This is a genomic window from Desulfofundulus thermobenzoicus (assembly GCF_009428905.1).
Taxonomy (GTDB): domain Bacteria; phylum Bacillota; class Desulfotomaculia; order Desulfotomaculales; family Desulfovirgulaceae; genus Desulfofundulus_A; species Desulfofundulus_A thermobenzoicus.
Genome location: NZ_WHYR01000017.1, coordinates 51,138 through 65,925 on the forward strand (window position 1 = coordinate 51,138; position 14,788 = coordinate 65,925).

A 14,788-nucleotide genomic window follows, 5' to 3' on the forward strand; every position below is an offset into this window, starting at 1 on the left:
CTACCACTTGAGCCAGTCAAAGTCGTCCAGGTTGACCGATACCTTATTCCGGTAGATGGCAATGATAATGGCCAGGCCGACCCCCACCTCGGCGGCAGCCACCGTGATCACAAAGATGGCAAAGATCTGCCCGATGAAAAGGGTGGGGGTGACAAATTTGCTGATGGCCACCAGGTTGATATTCACCGCATTGAGCATCAACTCAATGCAGATAAGCACGGCTATGGCATTCTTTTTGGCCAGTACGCCAAAAAGGCCGATACCGAACAGCAGCGCCGAAAGAACCATATAATGGGTGAGACTAATCGTTGTGAGCATCGGCCTTTACCTCCTTGGCCAGAATCAGGGCACCCACCAGGGCCACCAGCAGGAGTATTGCCGCCACTTCAAAGGGTATGACATATTTGCTCAGGAGCAATTCGGCAATGTTCTCCACTGTTTTCTCCGGTACGGCCGCCACCTGGCCCACCCACCGGGTGGTGGCGGAAAGATAGCCGCTGGCCACAATTACCAGGGCCACCACGCCAGCCGCCACGACGGTCTGGCTGTTGAAAAGGTTGGTGCTGCCCATATCGCCCCGCTGAATGAGCATGATACCGAAGACCACCATGATGCAAACCGCGCCGGCATAGACCAGCACCTGCACCGCAGCCAGGAAGTCGGCGTCCAGGGTCAGGAACAACCCGGCCATGGCTATAAAGCATACCGCCAGCCAGAGGACCGAGTGGACAATGTTTTTCAGCATGACCACCAGGAGGGCCGATCCCAGGACCGTGGCGGCCAGGAGATAAAAGGCGGCAACCATCCAGATACTGCTGTCCATCATTCACCCTCCTTACCGGGAGCCTTGCCGGCGGCCACTTCCGCCCGGGCGGATCTGGCTTTGGCCGCCGCCGGGCTCCCGGCAGCGGTTTCGGCCGGCTCCTCATCGGGAATCACTTCCGGAGCAGGACGGTCCACCAGCACCAGGCGCACTTTACCCCGGTAATACTGGTTCATATTGATTACATGGCTGAACTTAATGGCGTCCTTGTTACATGCTTCCACGCACAGGCCGCAAAACAGGCAGTACTCAATGCGCATGACATATTTGGTGAGATACTGCTTTTTTCCCACTTTTTCTTTGGTGATCTGAATTACTTTGTTTGGGCAGGCATTGGCACACAGACCGCAGGCAATGCATTTATCCACATCCAGTTGAAAGCGGCCGTGGTAACGGGCCGGCAGGGGTATCTTTTCCTCGGGATACTGCACGGTCACCTTCCTGGTGAAAAGTTCCTTCCAGGTGATGGCCAACCCCTTCAACAATCCTTGTCCAAACATCTCATCACCACCCTATCGCCCGGTAGATATACATACCTATCCCGGTAATAAAAATGTTGGCCAGGGAAAGGGGCACCAGCACCTTCCAGCCGAAGCCCATCAACTGGTCAACCCGGATCCGGGGATAGGTCCAGCGCAACCACATGAAGACGAAAATCAGGGCGTAAACCTTGATGAAGAACCAGAACCAGGAGGGCAGGAAAGTCCAGCCGAAGGGAGCCAGCCAGCCGCCCAGGAACATGATGGTGGCCATGCAGGAGATGACCATCATACCGCCGTATTCCGCCAGCATGAACATGGCATAACCCATGCCGCCGTACTCGGTATAAGGGCCGGCAATGATCTCCGATTCCCCTTCCACCAGGTCGAAGGGCGTCCGGTTGGTCTCGGAAATTCCGGCAATGAAGTAGATCAGAAAGGCCAGGGGTTGAGCCAGGATAAACCAGGACCCCTTCTGGGCATTGACAATCTCATTGATGTTCAGGGTGCCGGTGAGCATGATTACTCCCAGCAGGGCCAGCACCAGGGGCAGCTCATAACTGACCATCTGGGCCACCACCCGCATACCCCCCACCAGGGAGTATTTGTTATAGGAAGACCAGCCACCCATCCAGAAGATGATGGTGGACAGGGACCCCACAGCCAGCACGTAAAAGACACCGATATTCATATCCATGGGAGCCATCCCCTCCCCCCAGGGAATGACCGCAAAGGCCATCATGGGAGGAACAAAGACCAGGAGGGGGGCGGCCAGAAAGACCAGTTTATCCACCCGCCGCGGGATGATAATCTCCTTGGCCAGCAACTTCACCACGTCGGCCACGGTCTGCAGCAAACCCCTGGGGCCGACCCGGTTCGGTCCAATGCGGCACTGGATGTAGGCGCACACTTTCCGTTCCATGTACACCAGCCAGATCACATTGAGGGAGACAAAGATAATGACGGCCACCAGCTTCACCAGCATGACAATAAAGTCACCGGCCAGGGGGGGTACGCCGGCATCGGCCAGGATGGCCCGCAAGCCCGCGGCTATACCGGTAAAAATATTTTCACCCATGCCTCTTCTCCCCTAACTCCATGTTTTTAACAATCCACTTCGCCCAGCACAATATCTATACTGCCCAGGATGGCGATCACATCGGCAATCTTCCAGCCCACCAGCAGTTCACCCAGGTAGCCCAGGTTGATAAAGGAAGGCCGCCGGAAATGCACCCGGTAGGGTTTGGGGCTGCCGTCGCTGACCACATAAGCCCCGAAAACACCCTTGGAGCTCTCAATTTCCGCGTAGGCTTCCCCGGCCGGGGGCTTGATCACTTTAGGTATTTTTGCCAGAATAGGTCCTTCCGGCAGTCCCTCCACCGCCTGCCGGATAATCCGGACCGACTGGCGCATTTCCTTAATCCGGCAGACAAAGCGGTCGAAACAGTCGCCGTTTTTACCCAGGGGCACTTCAAAATCAAACCGGTCGTAAACACTGTAGGGACGCACCTTGCGCAGATCGTAGGGCACACCGCTGCCCCTCAAAGTGGGACCGCTGAGGCTGTAATTGATACCCGTCTGCGGGTCAATGATCCCCACATATTTGGTCCGGGCCTGGAATATCTCGTTACCGGTGATCAGGCCGTCATATTCATCGCAACAGGACGGGAAATCCCTCAAAAACTGTTCCAGCATCGGGAAGAACTCCGGCGGCAAATCGTCGGCCACCCCGCCGATGCGGAAATAGCTGAAGGTCATGCGCGAGCCGGAAACCATCTCCAGCAGATCCAGTATCCGCTCCCGTTCCCTGAAGGGATAAAAGACGCCGGTAACCCCACCGATATCCATACTGTAGGTGCCTATGGCCACCAGGTGGCTGGCTATCCGGGACAGCTCGCCCACAATCACCCGGATATACTCGGCCCGCTCGGGTACCTCTATGCCCATTAACTTTTCCACCGCCGCCACATAACCCCAGTTCATCAACATGGAAGCCAGGTAATCCATCCGGTCGGTGTAGGGAATCACCTGGGTGTAGGTCCTGGCCTCGGCCAGCTTTTCAATACCCCGGTGCAGGTAACCCGGCACGGAGGTGGCCTTGACCACCACTTCGCCGTCCAGTTCCAGGATGATACGGAAGACGCCGTGGGTACTGGGGTGCTGGGGTCCCATATTCAGGACGTAAGTTTGTGTTTTCATGCACCACACCTCTTAAACCCGATAATCGTGGCCACTCACTCCTCCCGGCCGCCTTCCCACTGGAAGTCCTTGCGCAGGGGATGGCCCTGAAAGCTGTCATCCAGGAGGATGCGGGTGGGATGGCCGGGATAACCGGTGAAGTTGATACCGAGCAAATCGTAAACCTCCCGCTCCTGCCAGGCGGCCCCGCTCCACAGGGGGCACAGGGAAGGCACCGCCGGGTTTTCCCTGTCCTCCACTTTCACCTTAACCATCAAAGTGTGATTGCGGGTAAGGGAAACCAGGTTGTATATCACCATAAAATGATCTTTAAAATCCACCGCCGTCAGGTTGGTCAGGTAATCAAAGCAGTAGTCGGGATTATTTTTCAACTCGGCCATCAAAGGTACCAGATCACCGGCCGGCACCTGCAGCATCCCTTCCCCGGCCACTTCCACACCGGGAAACTTTTCCTTCAATCTTTCCATCAATTCAGCGGATAGTTCATAATTAGCCACGGGGCAGGGTCACCACCTTGGGATTTTTGATCTTGTCCCGTAACATCAAAAAGCCCTCAATAATCGCCTCGGGCCGGGGCGGGCAGCCCGGCACGTAAACATCCACCGGCACCAGTTTATCCACCCCGGGCACCACGTGGTACGAATCCACAAAGGGTCCTCCCGAAATGGCACAACTGCCCACGGCAATCACCCATTTGGGCTCGCTCATCTGTTCATAAAGGCGCAGCACAAAGGGGGCCGCCTTTTTGGTCACCGTTCCGGCAACGACCATCACGTCCGCCTGCCGCGGGGATCCCCGGGCCACTTCGTAGCCGAAACGGGAAAGGTCAAAACGGGAAAAGTTGGCGGCCATTAAAGCCTCGATGGCACAGCAGGCCAGGCCGAAACCCAGGGGCCAGAGGGAATGGGCCCGGGCGATGTTCAGGAGCTTTTCCAGGGGAGCCAGGTAGATCAGGCGCTTTACTTCATTGACCACTGCCGGGTCGCTGGTTAACTGCTCTACCGGATGGGTAGCCTTTGTCACTTCCATTCTAACGCTCCTTCCTTCCAGGCATACCAGAGGCCGACGACCAGGATGAAGATGAAAATAATCATCTCAATGAAGGCAAACAACCCCAGGCTCTGGAACTTTACGGCCCATGGATAGAGGTAAATGGTTTCCACGTCAAAGATTACAAACAGCAAGGCGTAAAGAAAGTAACTGGTTTTGAACTGCACCCAGGTGGGCCCGATGGTGTCCACACCGCACTCGTAAGGTTCATATTTAGCCCCTAAAGCCCGGCGCGGGTGAATGAGAAAACTGGTGGCCAGACCGCCACCGCCTACCAGCAGGCCGCCGATTAAAAACAGCAATACCCCCGTCCATTCCGAAAGCATCCCCCATCTCCCCCCTTTCCCTGTTAATAATACGCTAAAAACGGGACACAACAGCCCGCACGCCCGCCAGCGTAAAGGTTTGTGAATTCTGTAACTCCCCGGCACAAAAACAATGGTTGGTCTTGAGCCGGGGTTAGTTCATGCCCCCATGGACGTTCGTTTGCCCGGTAATCATCTAATCGTCAAACGAATCCCCGTTAGTGGCTCCCGGGGCATGACAATCCAAAAGCTTTTTTACCGGTTGAAAACCGCTCCGGTGTATGGGACAGGGCCCCCAGCGGGCCAGAGCTTCCAGATGGGATGGGGTGGGATAACCCTTATGACTGTCAAAGCCATACTGCGGGTAAATCTGATGAAAAGCCTGCATGAGATGGTCCCGGGTTACCTTAGCCAGTATGGAGGCAGCAGCTATGGAAGCGCTCACCGCATCCCCACCCACCAGCGGTTGCTGGTCCACGGGCATATCCAGCATATGCCGGCCGTCCACCAGCAGGTACTGGGGCATTAAAGACAGACCCCTTACCGCCCGGCGCATGGCCAGCATTGATGCGTGGTGAATATTCAACAGCTGAATTTCCTGCACAGTGGAAATACCCACGGACCAGTCCAGAGCCATTTTTTTAATCTCTAATGCCAGGATTTCCCTCCGGGCCGGGGGCACCTTTTTGGAGTCGTCCAGTCCCCATAAAGGGGCGCGGGGAGGCAAAATTACCGCCGCCGCCACCACCGGACCGGCCAGGGGGCCCCGCCCGGCCTCATCCACCCCGGCCACCATGGTGATACCCCGGGCGTGCAGCTCATCCTCAAAACTGTAGAGGGTGTTGAGGTGCTCACGCTGGCGCAGCCGGCGGTTCCTCTTCCGGTAGATACTATCCAGCAGCCTGCGCACTCCCGGGCGGCCATCGCCGGCCATGGCCGCCAGCAATTCCTCCGGCGGTTCCCCCCGTGCTTCCAGCAGGCGTTTTATTTGCGGCAGGGTAAGCCGTTCAATGTCCACGACCGGAGCCTTCCGAAAACAAATTAATACTTTAAGATAGAATTTTCGCGGTGCAGACCTAAATCCCTGCTCCAGTAAAAGATTTTTCTAATGGAAAATTAGCCGGTAAGATGGGAAAAACCGAGTAATCAGCCACAGGGTTCGTCCAGAGTAACCCGCCCCAGCTTCCCTGCGCGAAATTCCTTTAACAGATGAATGGCCGCCCGTCCGGTGTCCGGCACTCCCCCGGCGCCCAGCAATCCCCGGCGCCGGGCGATCAGTTCCAGCACTTGCCGGCCATGGGCCGGCACTTCTTCCAGCCGATAACGTTCCATTAACGGACGGGGGCAATGCTCTTTCAACCAGCCGACCAGCCAGGCGGCCACATCCTCCACATCAAAGACTTCTTCTTTAATGGCACCGGTGACCGCCAGTTTTAAAGCTATCTGGCGATCGTCAAATTTGGGCCAGAGTACCCCCGGGGTATCCAGCAACTCCACCCCCCGGGCCAATCGGATCCACTGCTGCCCCCTGGTCACTCCGGGGCGGTTGCCGGTACGGGTAACCCGGCGGCCCACCAGGGCATTGATAAAGAGGGATTTACCCACATTGGGTATGCCCACCACCATGCAACGGGGGGAACGGGGACGGCGCCCCCGGGACACCAGGGCCTGTATTTTGCCGTTGCTCAATTCCTCCACCAGGAGCGGCACTTCCCCCAAACCCTTTCCCGTGGTGGAATCCACGGCTATGGCCGGCGTCCCCCGGATGGAAAACCATTCCAACCAGCGCAGGGTCACCGCACCATCGGCCAGATCCGCCTTATTCAACACCACCAGCCGGGGCATATGCCCCAGGATTGCGGCTATCTGCGGGTTCCGGCTGCTGACCGGTATGCGGGCGTCCAGGAGCTCGATAACCACGTCCACCAGCTTCAGGTTTTCCCGCAACAGACGCCTGGCCCTGGCCATATGACCGGGGTACCACTGGATATGCACATTAAATCACCACCACTGCCGCTCAATAAGGGAACCGTTTTATTCCCAATGGTTCCAATCCCCCGGACGGCGACAGTAAAAAGGGCATAAACAGCTGGCCGGGCGCATTGGTAAGCCCCCATCAGGCACTGCCGTCCCTGCTTTTAATGCAACAGACGGATGCGGTCCAGGGGCCAGTAAATGAGCACTGCTTTGCCGATAATATACTGCTGGGGCAAATACCCCCATATCCGGCTGTCATCACTGTTGTTACGGTTGTCTCCCAGCATCAGATAGGAACCGGACGGCACTTTTACCGGGCCGAAATCGGCAAAATGCAAATCCGCCGGCAGGTAGTTTTCCGGCACCTGGCGACCGTTGATATACAGCCGGCTGTTGCGCAGGGCAACGGTTTCACCGGGCATCCCGATCAATCTCTTGACAAAATCCCGGTCCGGGTCCAGGGGATATTTAAACACCACAATATCTCCCCGGTGGGGCTCACCGATGCGATAGGAAAGCTTGCTGACAATAATACGATCGCCAACCTGCAGCGTCGGTTCCATGGACCCCGTGGGAATATAAAAGGGGGCCAGGATAAAAATTCTGATTACTGTGGCCAGTAAAACGGCAACAACCACTGACTCCAAAATTTCCCACAGGGCTGATTTTTGGGCCGGTTTCTTGGCCGGTTCGGTCAAAGCGCCCTCGCGATTCGCCTCTTCCATCATTGTCCCTCCCCCACCAGGGTAAAAGCCAAAAAGGGACTGTCCGGCAGTCCCCTGAAGGCAAGTTATCTTCTGTCCTTAATCCGTGCGGCCTTACCCCGCAGTTTGCGCAGGTAATAAAGTCTGGCCCGGCGCACACGGCCCCGCCGCACCACTTCAATACGGTCTATTCTGGGCGAATGCAGGGGGAAAGTTCTTTCCACACCCACACCATAGGAAACCCGCCGCACGGTAAAGGTTTCGCTCAACCCCCCGCCCCGGCGGCGGATGACCACCCCCTCAAAGACCTGGATACGCTCCCGATTTCCCTCCACCACCTTTACATGCACCCGCACTGTGTCACCGGGATGGAAATCGGGAATATCGGCTTTCATCTGCTCTTGTTCCAGGGTTTGAATCAGGTTCACCTTCCTACCCCCTTCCTGCCTGGACGTTCATGCTCCCAGCAGGGAAACAGCGGACCGTCCGTAATCAACAAATCTAATTATAACATAATCCTTACCAGCTGCGCAAGGCATTGCCGGCCTCCAAAAACAGGTGACAGCTGTGGCCCCCGGAAGACCGTTTTTCGTTCTTCCGGGTTAAATACCGGTTCTACTGAAGTAGTTCTTTCAATTCACCCATTACGGACAACAGGATCCGGCGGTCCTCCGGGGTGAGTAACGAAGGGTGCAGCAAATCGGGCCGGGCAGCCAGGGTGCGCAGCAGGGATTGGCGCCGGCGCCAGAGGCGGATGTTTTCGTGGTGGCCGCTCAAGAGTACCTCCGGCACCGGGTACCCCCGGTATTCCCTGGGCCGGGTATAATGGGGGTATTCCAAAAGACCGTCGCTGAAGGATTCTTCGGCCACGGAAGTTTCTTCCCCCAGCACCCCGGGAATCAGGCGGCTCACCGCATCCACCACCACCATGGCCGGAATCTCTCCTCCCGTAAGGACAAAATCGCCAATGGAAATTTCGTCGGTGGCCAGGCATTCGGCCACCCGTTCGTCAACCCCTTCGTAATGACCACAGATAAGCACCAGGTGCCTTTCCCGGGATAATTCGGCTGCCACGGCCTGGGTAAAGGTACGACCGGCGGGTCGCAACAGAATCACCCGGTCCGGTTTCGCCCGTGCGCCAATCCAATCCATAGCCTCGAAAATGGGTTCCGCAGCCATCACCATCCCGGCGCCACCACCAAAGGGGGTATCGTCCACGGTACGATGCTTGTTCCTGGAAAAATCACGGATATTGATCAGGTTTATTTCCACCAGCCCCCTTGCCCGGGCTCTTTTAATGATGCTGGCATCGAAAGGGCCGCTGAACATTTCCGGGAAAAGGGTCAGTATATCCACCCGCATCAAGCATTCACCCGCAAAATATAATATTCAGTCAAACCGTTGTAGGCCCGGCGTTGTCCCGCTCACTCCCTGGCTTTCGCGTAAGATGCGCACCACAGCTCGCTTCGGACCTTTGTATTTACCACCGGTTTCAGTGAACACTTACTCCCCAATACAATCTTCTTAACGCCTATAAGGCCTGGTCACCTCTGGTCATTCATCCATCAATCCCGGCGGAAGGTCCACCACCATACGCCTGCCGGCCAGGTCGATTTCCCGCACCACCTGCTTTAACGCCGGTACCAGCAGGGGTTTATTGTCTTCCTTCTCCACAATGTAAACGTCATTGGCGCCGGTGGAAAGGACATCCCTTACCCTGCCCAGGGGCCGCCCCTCCACAGTGAATACGTTTAAACCAATAATGTCGAATATATAATATGTATCTTCCGGCAGGGGAACCAGCTCGTCCCTGGTCACCTGCAGCAGCGCCCCTTTCAGTTCCCTGGCGGCGTTCATGTCCACCACTTCCTTGAATTTTATGATTATAAATTTTTTGTGCCGGCCGGTTTCTTCTATATGAAAGGCCCTTCGCCGCCCCAGGTGGTAAACCTGCACCACGGACATGGTTTCAAACCGTTCGGGAAAATCGGTGAGGGGAAGGACCCGCACCGCCCCCCGGTGACCCTGGGTGTTCACCACTTTACCGATGGAAATATATTCGTCGGAAATATATTCATCCTTCACGGGGAACATTCCTTCCTCCCCACCGGATTTCCTTTACCACCCAGTCTTCCAGGACAATTTCCACATCCATTATTTGCTGCCAGTGGTCACCCCTTTTTATATCCACAATGCTCTCCACACGACCATGGATAATCTCTTCTCCTGGAGTAAGACGGGTTATCTCCTTTAATTTATCCAGCAGTTTCTGCCTGGTCTCCAGCCGGCCGGACCGTTCCTCTTCTATCTTCTGCCGGACGGCGGGAACGCTCCGGGGATCCTTCCTCTCCATTTCCGCAGTCAAACGCCGGGCTTGAAATTCCAGGTGCTGCATCTGCACATCCAGCCTGGCAATGGCCTCCTGGATTTCCCCGGCCAGTTGCCTTTTATAGTTCTCCGTCACCCTGACCTTGATAACCACCGGCCTGGTTATGGTTATTTGTTCCATAATATTCACCGCCATTGATATACAGGGGAGGGTAAATCCCTCCCCAATGCTGTCTGTGGTACCGCTTCCCGGCAGGAAGTTGCTCTAAAATTGCCTGCCCGGTTCATGGGACTGCTCCCGGAAAACAGGTCGCCCCCACGGTGCGGGCCACCGGCCGGATAGACCCATTCGGCCGTTCAAATTGCCGGGTTCAAACTATCTCCACAATTACCTTTTTACGCTGCCTGGTGGCCGCTGCTTTAACCACCGTACGAATGGCCCTGGCAATGCGCCCCTGCTTCCCAATCACCTTTCCCATATCTTCAGGGGCAACTTTCAACTCAATAAGACAGGATTTTTCTTTTTCCACCAGATTTACGGCAACCTTGTCCGGCTGGTCCACCAGGGCCCTGGCCAGGATCTCCACCACTTCTTTCATCGCCATGGCTACCTCCCCAATCTACTGGCTTTCTCCAGCCGGTTTTTGCAGCAAGCCAGCCTTTTGGAACAGCGCACGGACGGTATCGGTAAGCTGGGCACCATTTTGCAACCACTTCCTTGCCCTGATCTCATCGATTTTAATTTCAGCCGGTTCCTTTAACGGATCGTAGTAGCCCAATTCCTCCACAAACCGGCCATCCCGGGGCGAACGGGAGTCTGCCACTATAATGCGGTAAAAGGGGCTTTTCTTGTCTCCCATCCTTCTCAACCTGATCTTTACGGCCATGCTGTCTTCACCTCCTTCGTATGATACTGTTTGAGAAAACCTGTATCTGCCACCGCCCGGGGGGCGGTGCACCCATTAAAACAGGCGTTTACCTTTGCCGGGCAAAAAGTTCCCGGGAATCCGGCCACCCTTTTTGGCCCCCCTGCCCACTTCCGCAAACTGCTTCATCATTTTGCGCGTCTGCTCGAACTGTTTTAAAACGCTGTTTACCTTTTGGACCGAAGTGCCGCTGCCCCGGGCAATGCGCCGGCGGCGGCTGCCGTTTATTTCATGGGGGTGCGCCCGTTCCCAGGGAGTCATGGATTTGATGATGGCTTCCACATAAACCAGCTCTTTGTCGTCCACATCTCCCAGTTCTTTTAATTTTTTCATACTGCTCAGACCGGGAATCATACTGATAACCTGCTGGAGGGGCCCCAGTTTTTTGACTTCCTGTAACTGTTCCAGAAAGTCCTCCAGGGTAAATTCGGCGCTTTTAATCTTTTGATTCAGCCGGGCCACCTGTTCGGCATCAAAACTGGCCTGGGCCTTTTCAATCAGGGTGAGCACGTCCCCCATGCCCAAAATGCGGTCGGCCATGCGGTCCGGATGGAAAGGTTCCAGAGCATCCAGCTTTTCGCCCACACCCACAAATTTGATGGGGCAGCCGGTAACCGCCTTCACCGAAAGGGCCGCCCCGCCCCGGGTATCACCGTCCAGTTTGGTCAGCACCACCCCGTCCAGGCCCAGGCGCTGGTTGAAGGTCTCGGCCACGTTGACGGCCACCTGGCCGGTCATGGCATCAACCACCAGGAGAATTTCATGGGGGTGAACCGTACGTTTGATGGCCTCCAGTTCGGCCATCATCTCTTCATCTATTTGCAGCCGCCCGGCCGTGTCTATGATCAGGAGATCCCGCCCCGTCCCTATGGCATGCTCCACCGACGCCCGGGCTATATCCACCGGACTCTGGCCATCGCCCATGGCAAATACCGGTATGTCCAGCTGCTGGCCTAAAACCTGCAACTGCTTGATGGCTGCCGGACGGTAGACATCCCCCGCCACCAGCAGGGGGCGGCGGCCCTGTTTGCGCAACACGTTGGCCAGTTTGGCGGCGGTGGTGGTTTTACCCGCCCCGTGCAAACCCACCATCATCACAATGGTGGGCGGTTTGGAGGCCAGGTTCAGCTTGCTCTGCGTCCCCCCCATCAGGCCGGCCAGTTCATCCCGCACAATCTTGATTACCTGCTGGGCCGGTGTAAGGCTGCCCAAAACGTCCTGACCCACCGCCCGTTCCTTTACCCGGGCGATAAAATTCTTCACCACCTGAAAGTTGACGTCGGCACCCAACAGAGCCCGGCGCACTTCCTTCATGGCTTCGTCCACATCGGCTTCCGTAAGGCGACCCTTCCCCTTTAATTTACGAAAGGTTTCCTGCAGTCTTTCGGCCAGGCCGGAAAAAACCATGGGCTCACCTCCCAGATTGGTCGTTGGTGGTTGAACGTTGTTTCAGCGAACATTTACTCACCAGCTATGGGAAAGGGCTTACTTCATTAGCTGTGTCCACTGTCCATCAGCGCTTTAAGGATTTCTCTCACCTGCCGCAGATTTTCCTCCCGGCCTGAACTATGGCCGTCCAGCAGTTCCAGGGCCCGGGCCAGCTGCCGGCGCTCTTCGATGAAGCGGCCGGCCACCCCCAGCTTTGCTTCATACCGGAGGAGAATCTGTTCGGCCCGCTTGAGCACATCATGAACCGCCTGGCGGCTGATAGCAAACTGTTCGGCAATCTCCCCCAGGGAAAGATCGTGGGCATAATACAGTTCGATAAACTTTTGCTGCCGCTGGGTTAAAAGCTGCCCGTAGAAGTCGTAAAGCAGGTTGATCCAGGCCCACTTTTCCAAACACCATCCCTCCGGGGCGGCCACACCGGCATCCTGACTTCCGCCGGAACCAGCGGCGGAAGTCCAGGAATAATACAGAACGGGTACAGCACATTCAACCAAAGCTATAAAGCTTTAACACTTTACAGGTAGATTTTAGCCGATTACTCCCATCCTGTCAAGGCTGCCCCTTCATGGCCCTTAAAAGTGGTTTGACAGGCCTTCCCAAAGGATGATATCATTGCTATAACGGTGGGCCCAATGCCGCCTGCCCGTCTCCACGCAAGGGATGGAAAAGAAAGCACGGTTATTTTCAGGATTGAGGGTGATCCTTTGGCTGTTGAAATTAATATAAAAAAAGGGCATCAGAAACAAGGGGAGGAGTTGCTTACCCTGTCCCGGGCGCTGTCAATGGACAGGCAGCAGGTAAGGGATCTGCATAAAAATTATCTGAATGCCAGCCTGGCTACCATGCTGGGGTTGCTGGATTTCGACAAACCTTTCGTCCGCGCCGCAGGGGTTTCCGTTTGGGATAAAAACGGAAACGAATATCTGGATTTCCTGGGCGCCTACGGTGCTTTGAACCTGGGGCACAACCACCCCGCCGTACTGGAGGCAATCGAACGGGTACGTCACCTGCCCAATCTATTGCAGGCCTCCTTAAACCCCCTGGCCGGCGCCCTGGCCCACAACCTGGCCCGGATCACCCCGGGGAATTTGCAGCGTTCCTTTTTCTGCAACAGCGGCGCCGAAGCGGTGGAGGGGGCACTGAAGCTGGCCCGCATTGCCACCGGCCGCAGCGGGGTCATATACTGCCGGGGTTCCTTCCACGGCAAAACCATGGGTGCCCTCTCGGTCACCGGCCGGGAGAAGTACCAAAAACCCTTTGCCCCTTTGCTCCCGGACTGCACCCCCGTACCTTTCGGGGATCTGGAGGCGCTGGACAAGGCACTGCAACCCCGGCAGGCAGCCGCTTTCATCGTGGAACCCATCCAGGGGGAGGGCGGCATTATCCTGCCCCCGCCGGGTTATCTGGCGGAAGCCCGCCGCCTGTGCCGGAAATACGGCACCCTCTTTATTGCCGACGAGATCCAGACCGGCTTCGGCCGGACCGGTTACCTCTTTGCCTGTGAAGGAGAAGGGGTGGAGCCGGACGTAATGTGCCTGGCCAAATCTTTGGGCGGCGGGATCATGCCCATAGGCGCCTATATCACCACCGACGAGATCTGGAAAAAGGCTTACGGCAGCATGGAGAAAGCCCTTTTACATACCTCCACCTTCGGCGGCAACACCATGGCCTGTGCCGCGGCCCTGGCGGCCATTCAGGTGCTCCGGGAGGAAAACTTATCCGCCGGAAGTAAGGAAATGGGCGCCTATTTCCGGCAACACCTCTCATCATTAAAAGAAAAATACCCCCTTTTAAAGGATGTCCGGGGGCGCGGGTTGATGATCGGCCTGGAATTCAACCAGCCCGGCGGGCTGGTGTCCAGGGCCTCCCTGGGCCTGGCCGACAAATTATCCGGGGAATACATGGGCAGTCTGGTGGCGGGAGAGCTATTGAACAACCATCATATCATTACCGCCTACACCCTGAACAACCCCAACGTCATCCGCCTGGAACCGCCCCTGATCGTCACCAGGGAGCAAATCGACCGGGTGGTGGCCGCCCTGGAGGAGATCTTCAAACGACACCGGGGCTTTTTCAGCATGGCCGCCTCGGGAGCGAAAACTTTTATCCGCTCCCTGACCCACCGGGAATAAGTTAAAAAGGGGACAGGCTACTTTTTTATACCTAAAAGAAAAGCAGATTGTCCCCTTTTAAAAAAAACGGCGGCGGGATTGACCGGTCCCCGTCCGCCGTATAACCAGGGAGATTTATTTCCCGGCCTCACATGCCCCTGCCGGCCGGGAGGTTAAAGCTCTGCCAAGGGAGCTCGAACCCGTTAGAAACCTGAAAGCAGATAATCGATCTTCTTTAACGGGATTGGCCCCAAAGGGCCAATCCCTTCTTAATCCCACTTCTCACTTCCCGCATCCCGCTTCTCAAATTAACGGCGGCATGGTCAGGGCCGGGTGACCCTTCTCCTCCAGGAAGGGCAGGATTTCCTCGCCGGTGACACCCACCGTTTCGTCGGCGATCTTATCCACAAAGTCCCTGCCCAGACCGGCTTCTTCCG

The 14,788-nt window shown here is 56.4% G+C and carries 21 protein-coding genes; 1 reads left to right on the top strand and 20 read right to left on the bottom strand.

The features are described 5' to 3' along the window. From nuoK to ylxM, 19 genes are all read right to left on the bottom strand, one after another. Nucleotides 1–318, bottom strand: coding sequence for an NADH-quinone oxidoreductase subunit NuoK (gene nuoK / locus GFC01_RS07995; protein WP_152946108.1), 318 nt, complete (start codon nucleotides 316–318; stop codon nucleotides 1–3). Beyond that, complete coding sequence (locus GFC01_RS08000) at nucleotides 302–823, bottom strand: NADH-quinone oxidoreductase subunit J family protein (protein ID WP_152946109.1); 522 nt, start codon at nucleotides 821–823, stop codon at nucleotides 302–304. The genes nuoK and GFC01_RS08000 overlap by 17 nt, the downstream gene beginning before the upstream one ends. Continuing rightward, complete coding sequence (locus tag GFC01_RS08005) at nucleotides 823–1,323, bottom strand: NuoI/complex I 23 kDa subunit family protein (RefSeq protein ID WP_152946110.1); 501 nt, start codon at nucleotides 1,321–1,323, stop codon at nucleotides 823–825. Before GFC01_RS08005 ends, GFC01_RS08000 begins: the two co-directional genes overlap by 1 nt. A gap of 4 nt (nucleotides 1,324–1,327) precedes the next feature. Next, complete coding sequence (nuoH, locus tag GFC01_RS08010; protein WP_152946111.1) at nucleotides 1,328–2,380, bottom strand: NADH-quinone oxidoreductase subunit NuoH; 1,053 nt, start codon at nucleotides 2,378–2,380, stop codon at nucleotides 1,328–1,330. A 26-nt stretch (nucleotides 2,381–2,406) separates the two neighbouring features. Further along, the gene (locus GFC01_RS08015; protein WP_152946112.1) at nucleotides 2,407–3,501 is read right to left on the bottom strand and encodes an NADH-quinone oxidoreductase subunit D; all 1,095 of its coding nucleotides are present in this window, start codon (nucleotides 3,499–3,501) and stop codon (nucleotides 2,407–2,409) included. Between the two features lie 35 nt (nucleotides 3,502–3,536). Next, nucleotides 3,537–3,998, bottom strand: coding sequence for an NADH-quinone oxidoreductase subunit C (locus tag GFC01_RS08020; protein ID WP_341473835.1), 462 nt, complete (start codon nucleotides 3,996–3,998; stop codon nucleotides 3,537–3,539). After that, nucleotides 3,991–4,530, bottom strand: a complete 540-nt coding sequence (locus GFC01_RS08025; RefSeq protein WP_152946113.1) for an NADH-quinone oxidoreductase subunit B — start codon at nucleotides 4,528–4,530, stop codon at nucleotides 3,991–3,993. The genes GFC01_RS08020 and GFC01_RS08025 overlap by 8 nt, the downstream gene beginning before the upstream one ends. Then, nucleotides 4,521–4,877, bottom strand: a complete 357-nt coding sequence (locus GFC01_RS08030; RefSeq protein WP_152946114.1) for an NADH-quinone oxidoreductase subunit A — start codon at nucleotides 4,875–4,877, stop codon at nucleotides 4,521–4,523. The genes GFC01_RS08025 and GFC01_RS08030 overlap by 10 nt, the downstream gene beginning before the upstream one ends. A 175-nt stretch (nucleotides 4,878–5,052) precedes the next feature. After that, a complete protein-coding gene (locus tag GFC01_RS08035; protein ID WP_341473836.1) occupies nucleotides 5,053–5,874 on the bottom strand; it encodes a ribonuclease HII in 822 nt (273 codons plus the stop codon). 128 nt (nucleotides 5,875–6,002) lie between these two features. After that, nucleotides 6,003–6,851 carry a ribosome biogenesis GTPase YlqF gene (gene ylqF, locus GFC01_RS08040; RefSeq protein ID WP_341473837.1) on the bottom strand — a complete coding sequence of 283 codons (849 nt, stop codon included), beginning with the start codon at nucleotides 6,849–6,851 and terminating at the stop codon, nucleotides 6,003–6,005. A 143-nt stretch (nucleotides 6,852–6,994) separates the two neighbouring features. Continuing rightward, nucleotides 6,995–7,558: a signal peptidase I gene (gene lepB / locus GFC01_RS08045; RefSeq protein ID WP_152946115.1), complete on the bottom strand. Its 564-nt coding sequence runs from the start codon at nucleotides 7,556–7,558 to the stop codon at nucleotides 6,995–6,997. 65 nt (nucleotides 7,559–7,623) lie between these two features. Continuing rightward, entirely contained in the window at nucleotides 7,624–7,965 is a 342-nt protein-coding gene (gene rplS, locus GFC01_RS08050; protein WP_341473838.1) for a 50S ribosomal protein L19, read from the bottom strand. Nucleotides 7,966–8,152: 187 nt separating this feature from the next. Beyond that, entirely contained in the window at nucleotides 8,153–8,899 is a 747-nt protein-coding gene (gene trmD, locus GFC01_RS08055; RefSeq protein ID WP_152946116.1) for a tRNA (guanosine(37)-N1)-methyltransferase TrmD, read from the bottom strand. A gap of 192 nt (nucleotides 8,900–9,091) precedes the next feature. Next, nucleotides 9,092–9,631, bottom strand: coding sequence for a ribosome maturation factor RimM (rimM, locus tag GFC01_RS08060; RefSeq protein ID WP_152946117.1), 540 nt, complete (start codon nucleotides 9,629–9,631; stop codon nucleotides 9,092–9,094). Further along, a complete protein-coding gene (locus GFC01_RS08065; protein WP_152946118.1) occupies nucleotides 9,612–10,046 on the bottom strand; it encodes a YlqD family protein in 435 nt (144 codons plus the stop codon). Before GFC01_RS08065 ends, rimM begins: the two co-directional genes overlap by 20 nt. A 190-nt stretch (nucleotides 10,047–10,236) precedes the next feature. Continuing rightward, on the bottom strand, nucleotides 10,237–10,464 hold the full coding sequence (locus GFC01_RS08070) for a KH domain-containing protein (protein WP_152946135.1): 228 nt from the start codon (nucleotides 10,462–10,464) through the stop codon (nucleotides 10,237–10,239). Between the two features lie 21 nt (nucleotides 10,465–10,485). After that, nucleotides 10,486–10,752: a 30S ribosomal protein S16 gene (gene rpsP / locus GFC01_RS08075; RefSeq protein WP_152946119.1), complete on the bottom strand. Its 267-nt coding sequence runs from the start codon at nucleotides 10,750–10,752 to the stop codon at nucleotides 10,486–10,488. Between the two features lie 75 nt (nucleotides 10,753–10,827). Continuing rightward, nucleotides 10,828–12,198, bottom strand: coding sequence for a signal recognition particle protein (ffh, locus tag GFC01_RS08080; protein ID WP_152946120.1), 1,371 nt, complete (start codon nucleotides 12,196–12,198; stop codon nucleotides 10,828–10,830). A gap of 86 nt (nucleotides 12,199–12,284) precedes the next feature. Then, nucleotides 12,285–12,632: a YlxM family DNA-binding protein gene (gene ylxM, locus GFC01_RS08085; RefSeq protein WP_152946121.1), complete on the bottom strand. Its 348-nt coding sequence runs from the start codon at nucleotides 12,630–12,632 to the stop codon at nucleotides 12,285–12,287. 390 nt (nucleotides 12,633–13,022) lie between these two features. On the opposite strand from ylxM, the gene GFC01_RS08090 reads away from it, so the two are divergent. Beyond that, on the top strand, nucleotides 13,023–14,372 hold the full coding sequence (locus GFC01_RS08090) for an aspartate aminotransferase family protein (RefSeq protein ID WP_243137350.1): 1,350 nt from the start codon (nucleotides 13,023–13,025) through the stop codon (nucleotides 14,370–14,372). 282 nt (nucleotides 14,373–14,654) lie between these two features. Here the strand turns inward: GFC01_RS08090 and GFC01_RS19720 are convergent. After that, nucleotides 14,655–14,788, bottom strand: a 134-nt coding sequence (locus tag GFC01_RS19720; protein ID WP_279233446.1) for a hypothetical protein, incomplete at its 5' end; no start/stop codon positions are given.

Bases quoted from the DNA above. Each gene is read 5' to 3' on its own strand.
- nuoK (WP_152946108.1), bottom strand. From the start codon at position 318: ATGCTCACAACGATTAGTCTCACCCATTATATGGTTCTTTCGGCGCTG.
- GFC01_RS08000 (WP_152946109.1), bottom strand. From the start codon at position 823: ATGGACAGCAGTATCTGGATGGTTGCCGCCTTTTATCTCCTGGCCGCC.
- GFC01_RS08005 (WP_152946110.1), bottom strand. From the start codon at position 1,323: ATGTTTGGACAAGGATTGTTGAAGGGGTTGGCCATCACCTGGAAGGAA.
- nuoH (WP_152946111.1), bottom strand. From the start codon at position 2,380: ATGGGTGAAAATATTTTTACCGGTATAGCCGCGGGCTTGCGGGCCATC.
- GFC01_RS08015 (WP_152946112.1), bottom strand. From the start codon at position 3,501: ATGAAAACACAAACTTACGTCCTGAATATGGGACCCCAGCACCCCAGT.
- GFC01_RS08025 (WP_152946113.1), bottom strand. From the start codon at position 4,530: ATGGAAGTGACAAAGGCTACCCATCCGGTAGAGCAGTTAACCAGCGAC.
- GFC01_RS08030 (WP_152946114.1), bottom strand. From the start codon at position 4,877: ATGCTTTCGGAATGGACGGGGGTATTGCTGTTTTTAATCGGCGGCCTG.
- lepB (WP_152946115.1), bottom strand. From the start codon at position 7,558: ATGGAAGAGGCGAATCGCGAGGGCGCTTTGACCGAACCGGCCAAGAAA.
- trmD (WP_152946116.1), bottom strand. From the start codon at position 8,899: ATGCGGGTGGATATACTGACCCTTTTCCCGGAAATGTTCAGCGGCCCT.
- rimM (WP_152946117.1), bottom strand. From the start codon at position 9,631: ATGTTCCCCGTGAAGGATGAATATATTTCCGACGAATATATTTCCATC.
- GFC01_RS08065 (WP_152946118.1), bottom strand. From the start codon at position 10,046: ATGGAACAAATAACCATAACCAGGCCGGTGGTTATCAAGGTCAGGGTG.
- GFC01_RS08070 (WP_152946135.1), bottom strand. From the start codon at position 10,464: ATGAAAGAAGTGGTGGAGATCCTGGCCAGGGCCCTGGTGGACCAGCCG.
- rpsP (WP_152946119.1), bottom strand. From the start codon at position 10,752: ATGGCCGTAAAGATCAGGTTGAGAAGGATGGGAGACAAGAAAAGCCCC.
- ffh (WP_152946120.1), bottom strand. From the start codon at position 12,198: ATGGTTTTTTCCGGCCTGGCCGAAAGACTGCAGGAAACCTTTCGTAAA.
- GFC01_RS08090 (WP_243137350.1), top strand. From the start codon at position 13,023: ATGGACAGGCAGCAGGTAAGGGATCTGCATAAAAATTATCTGAATGCC.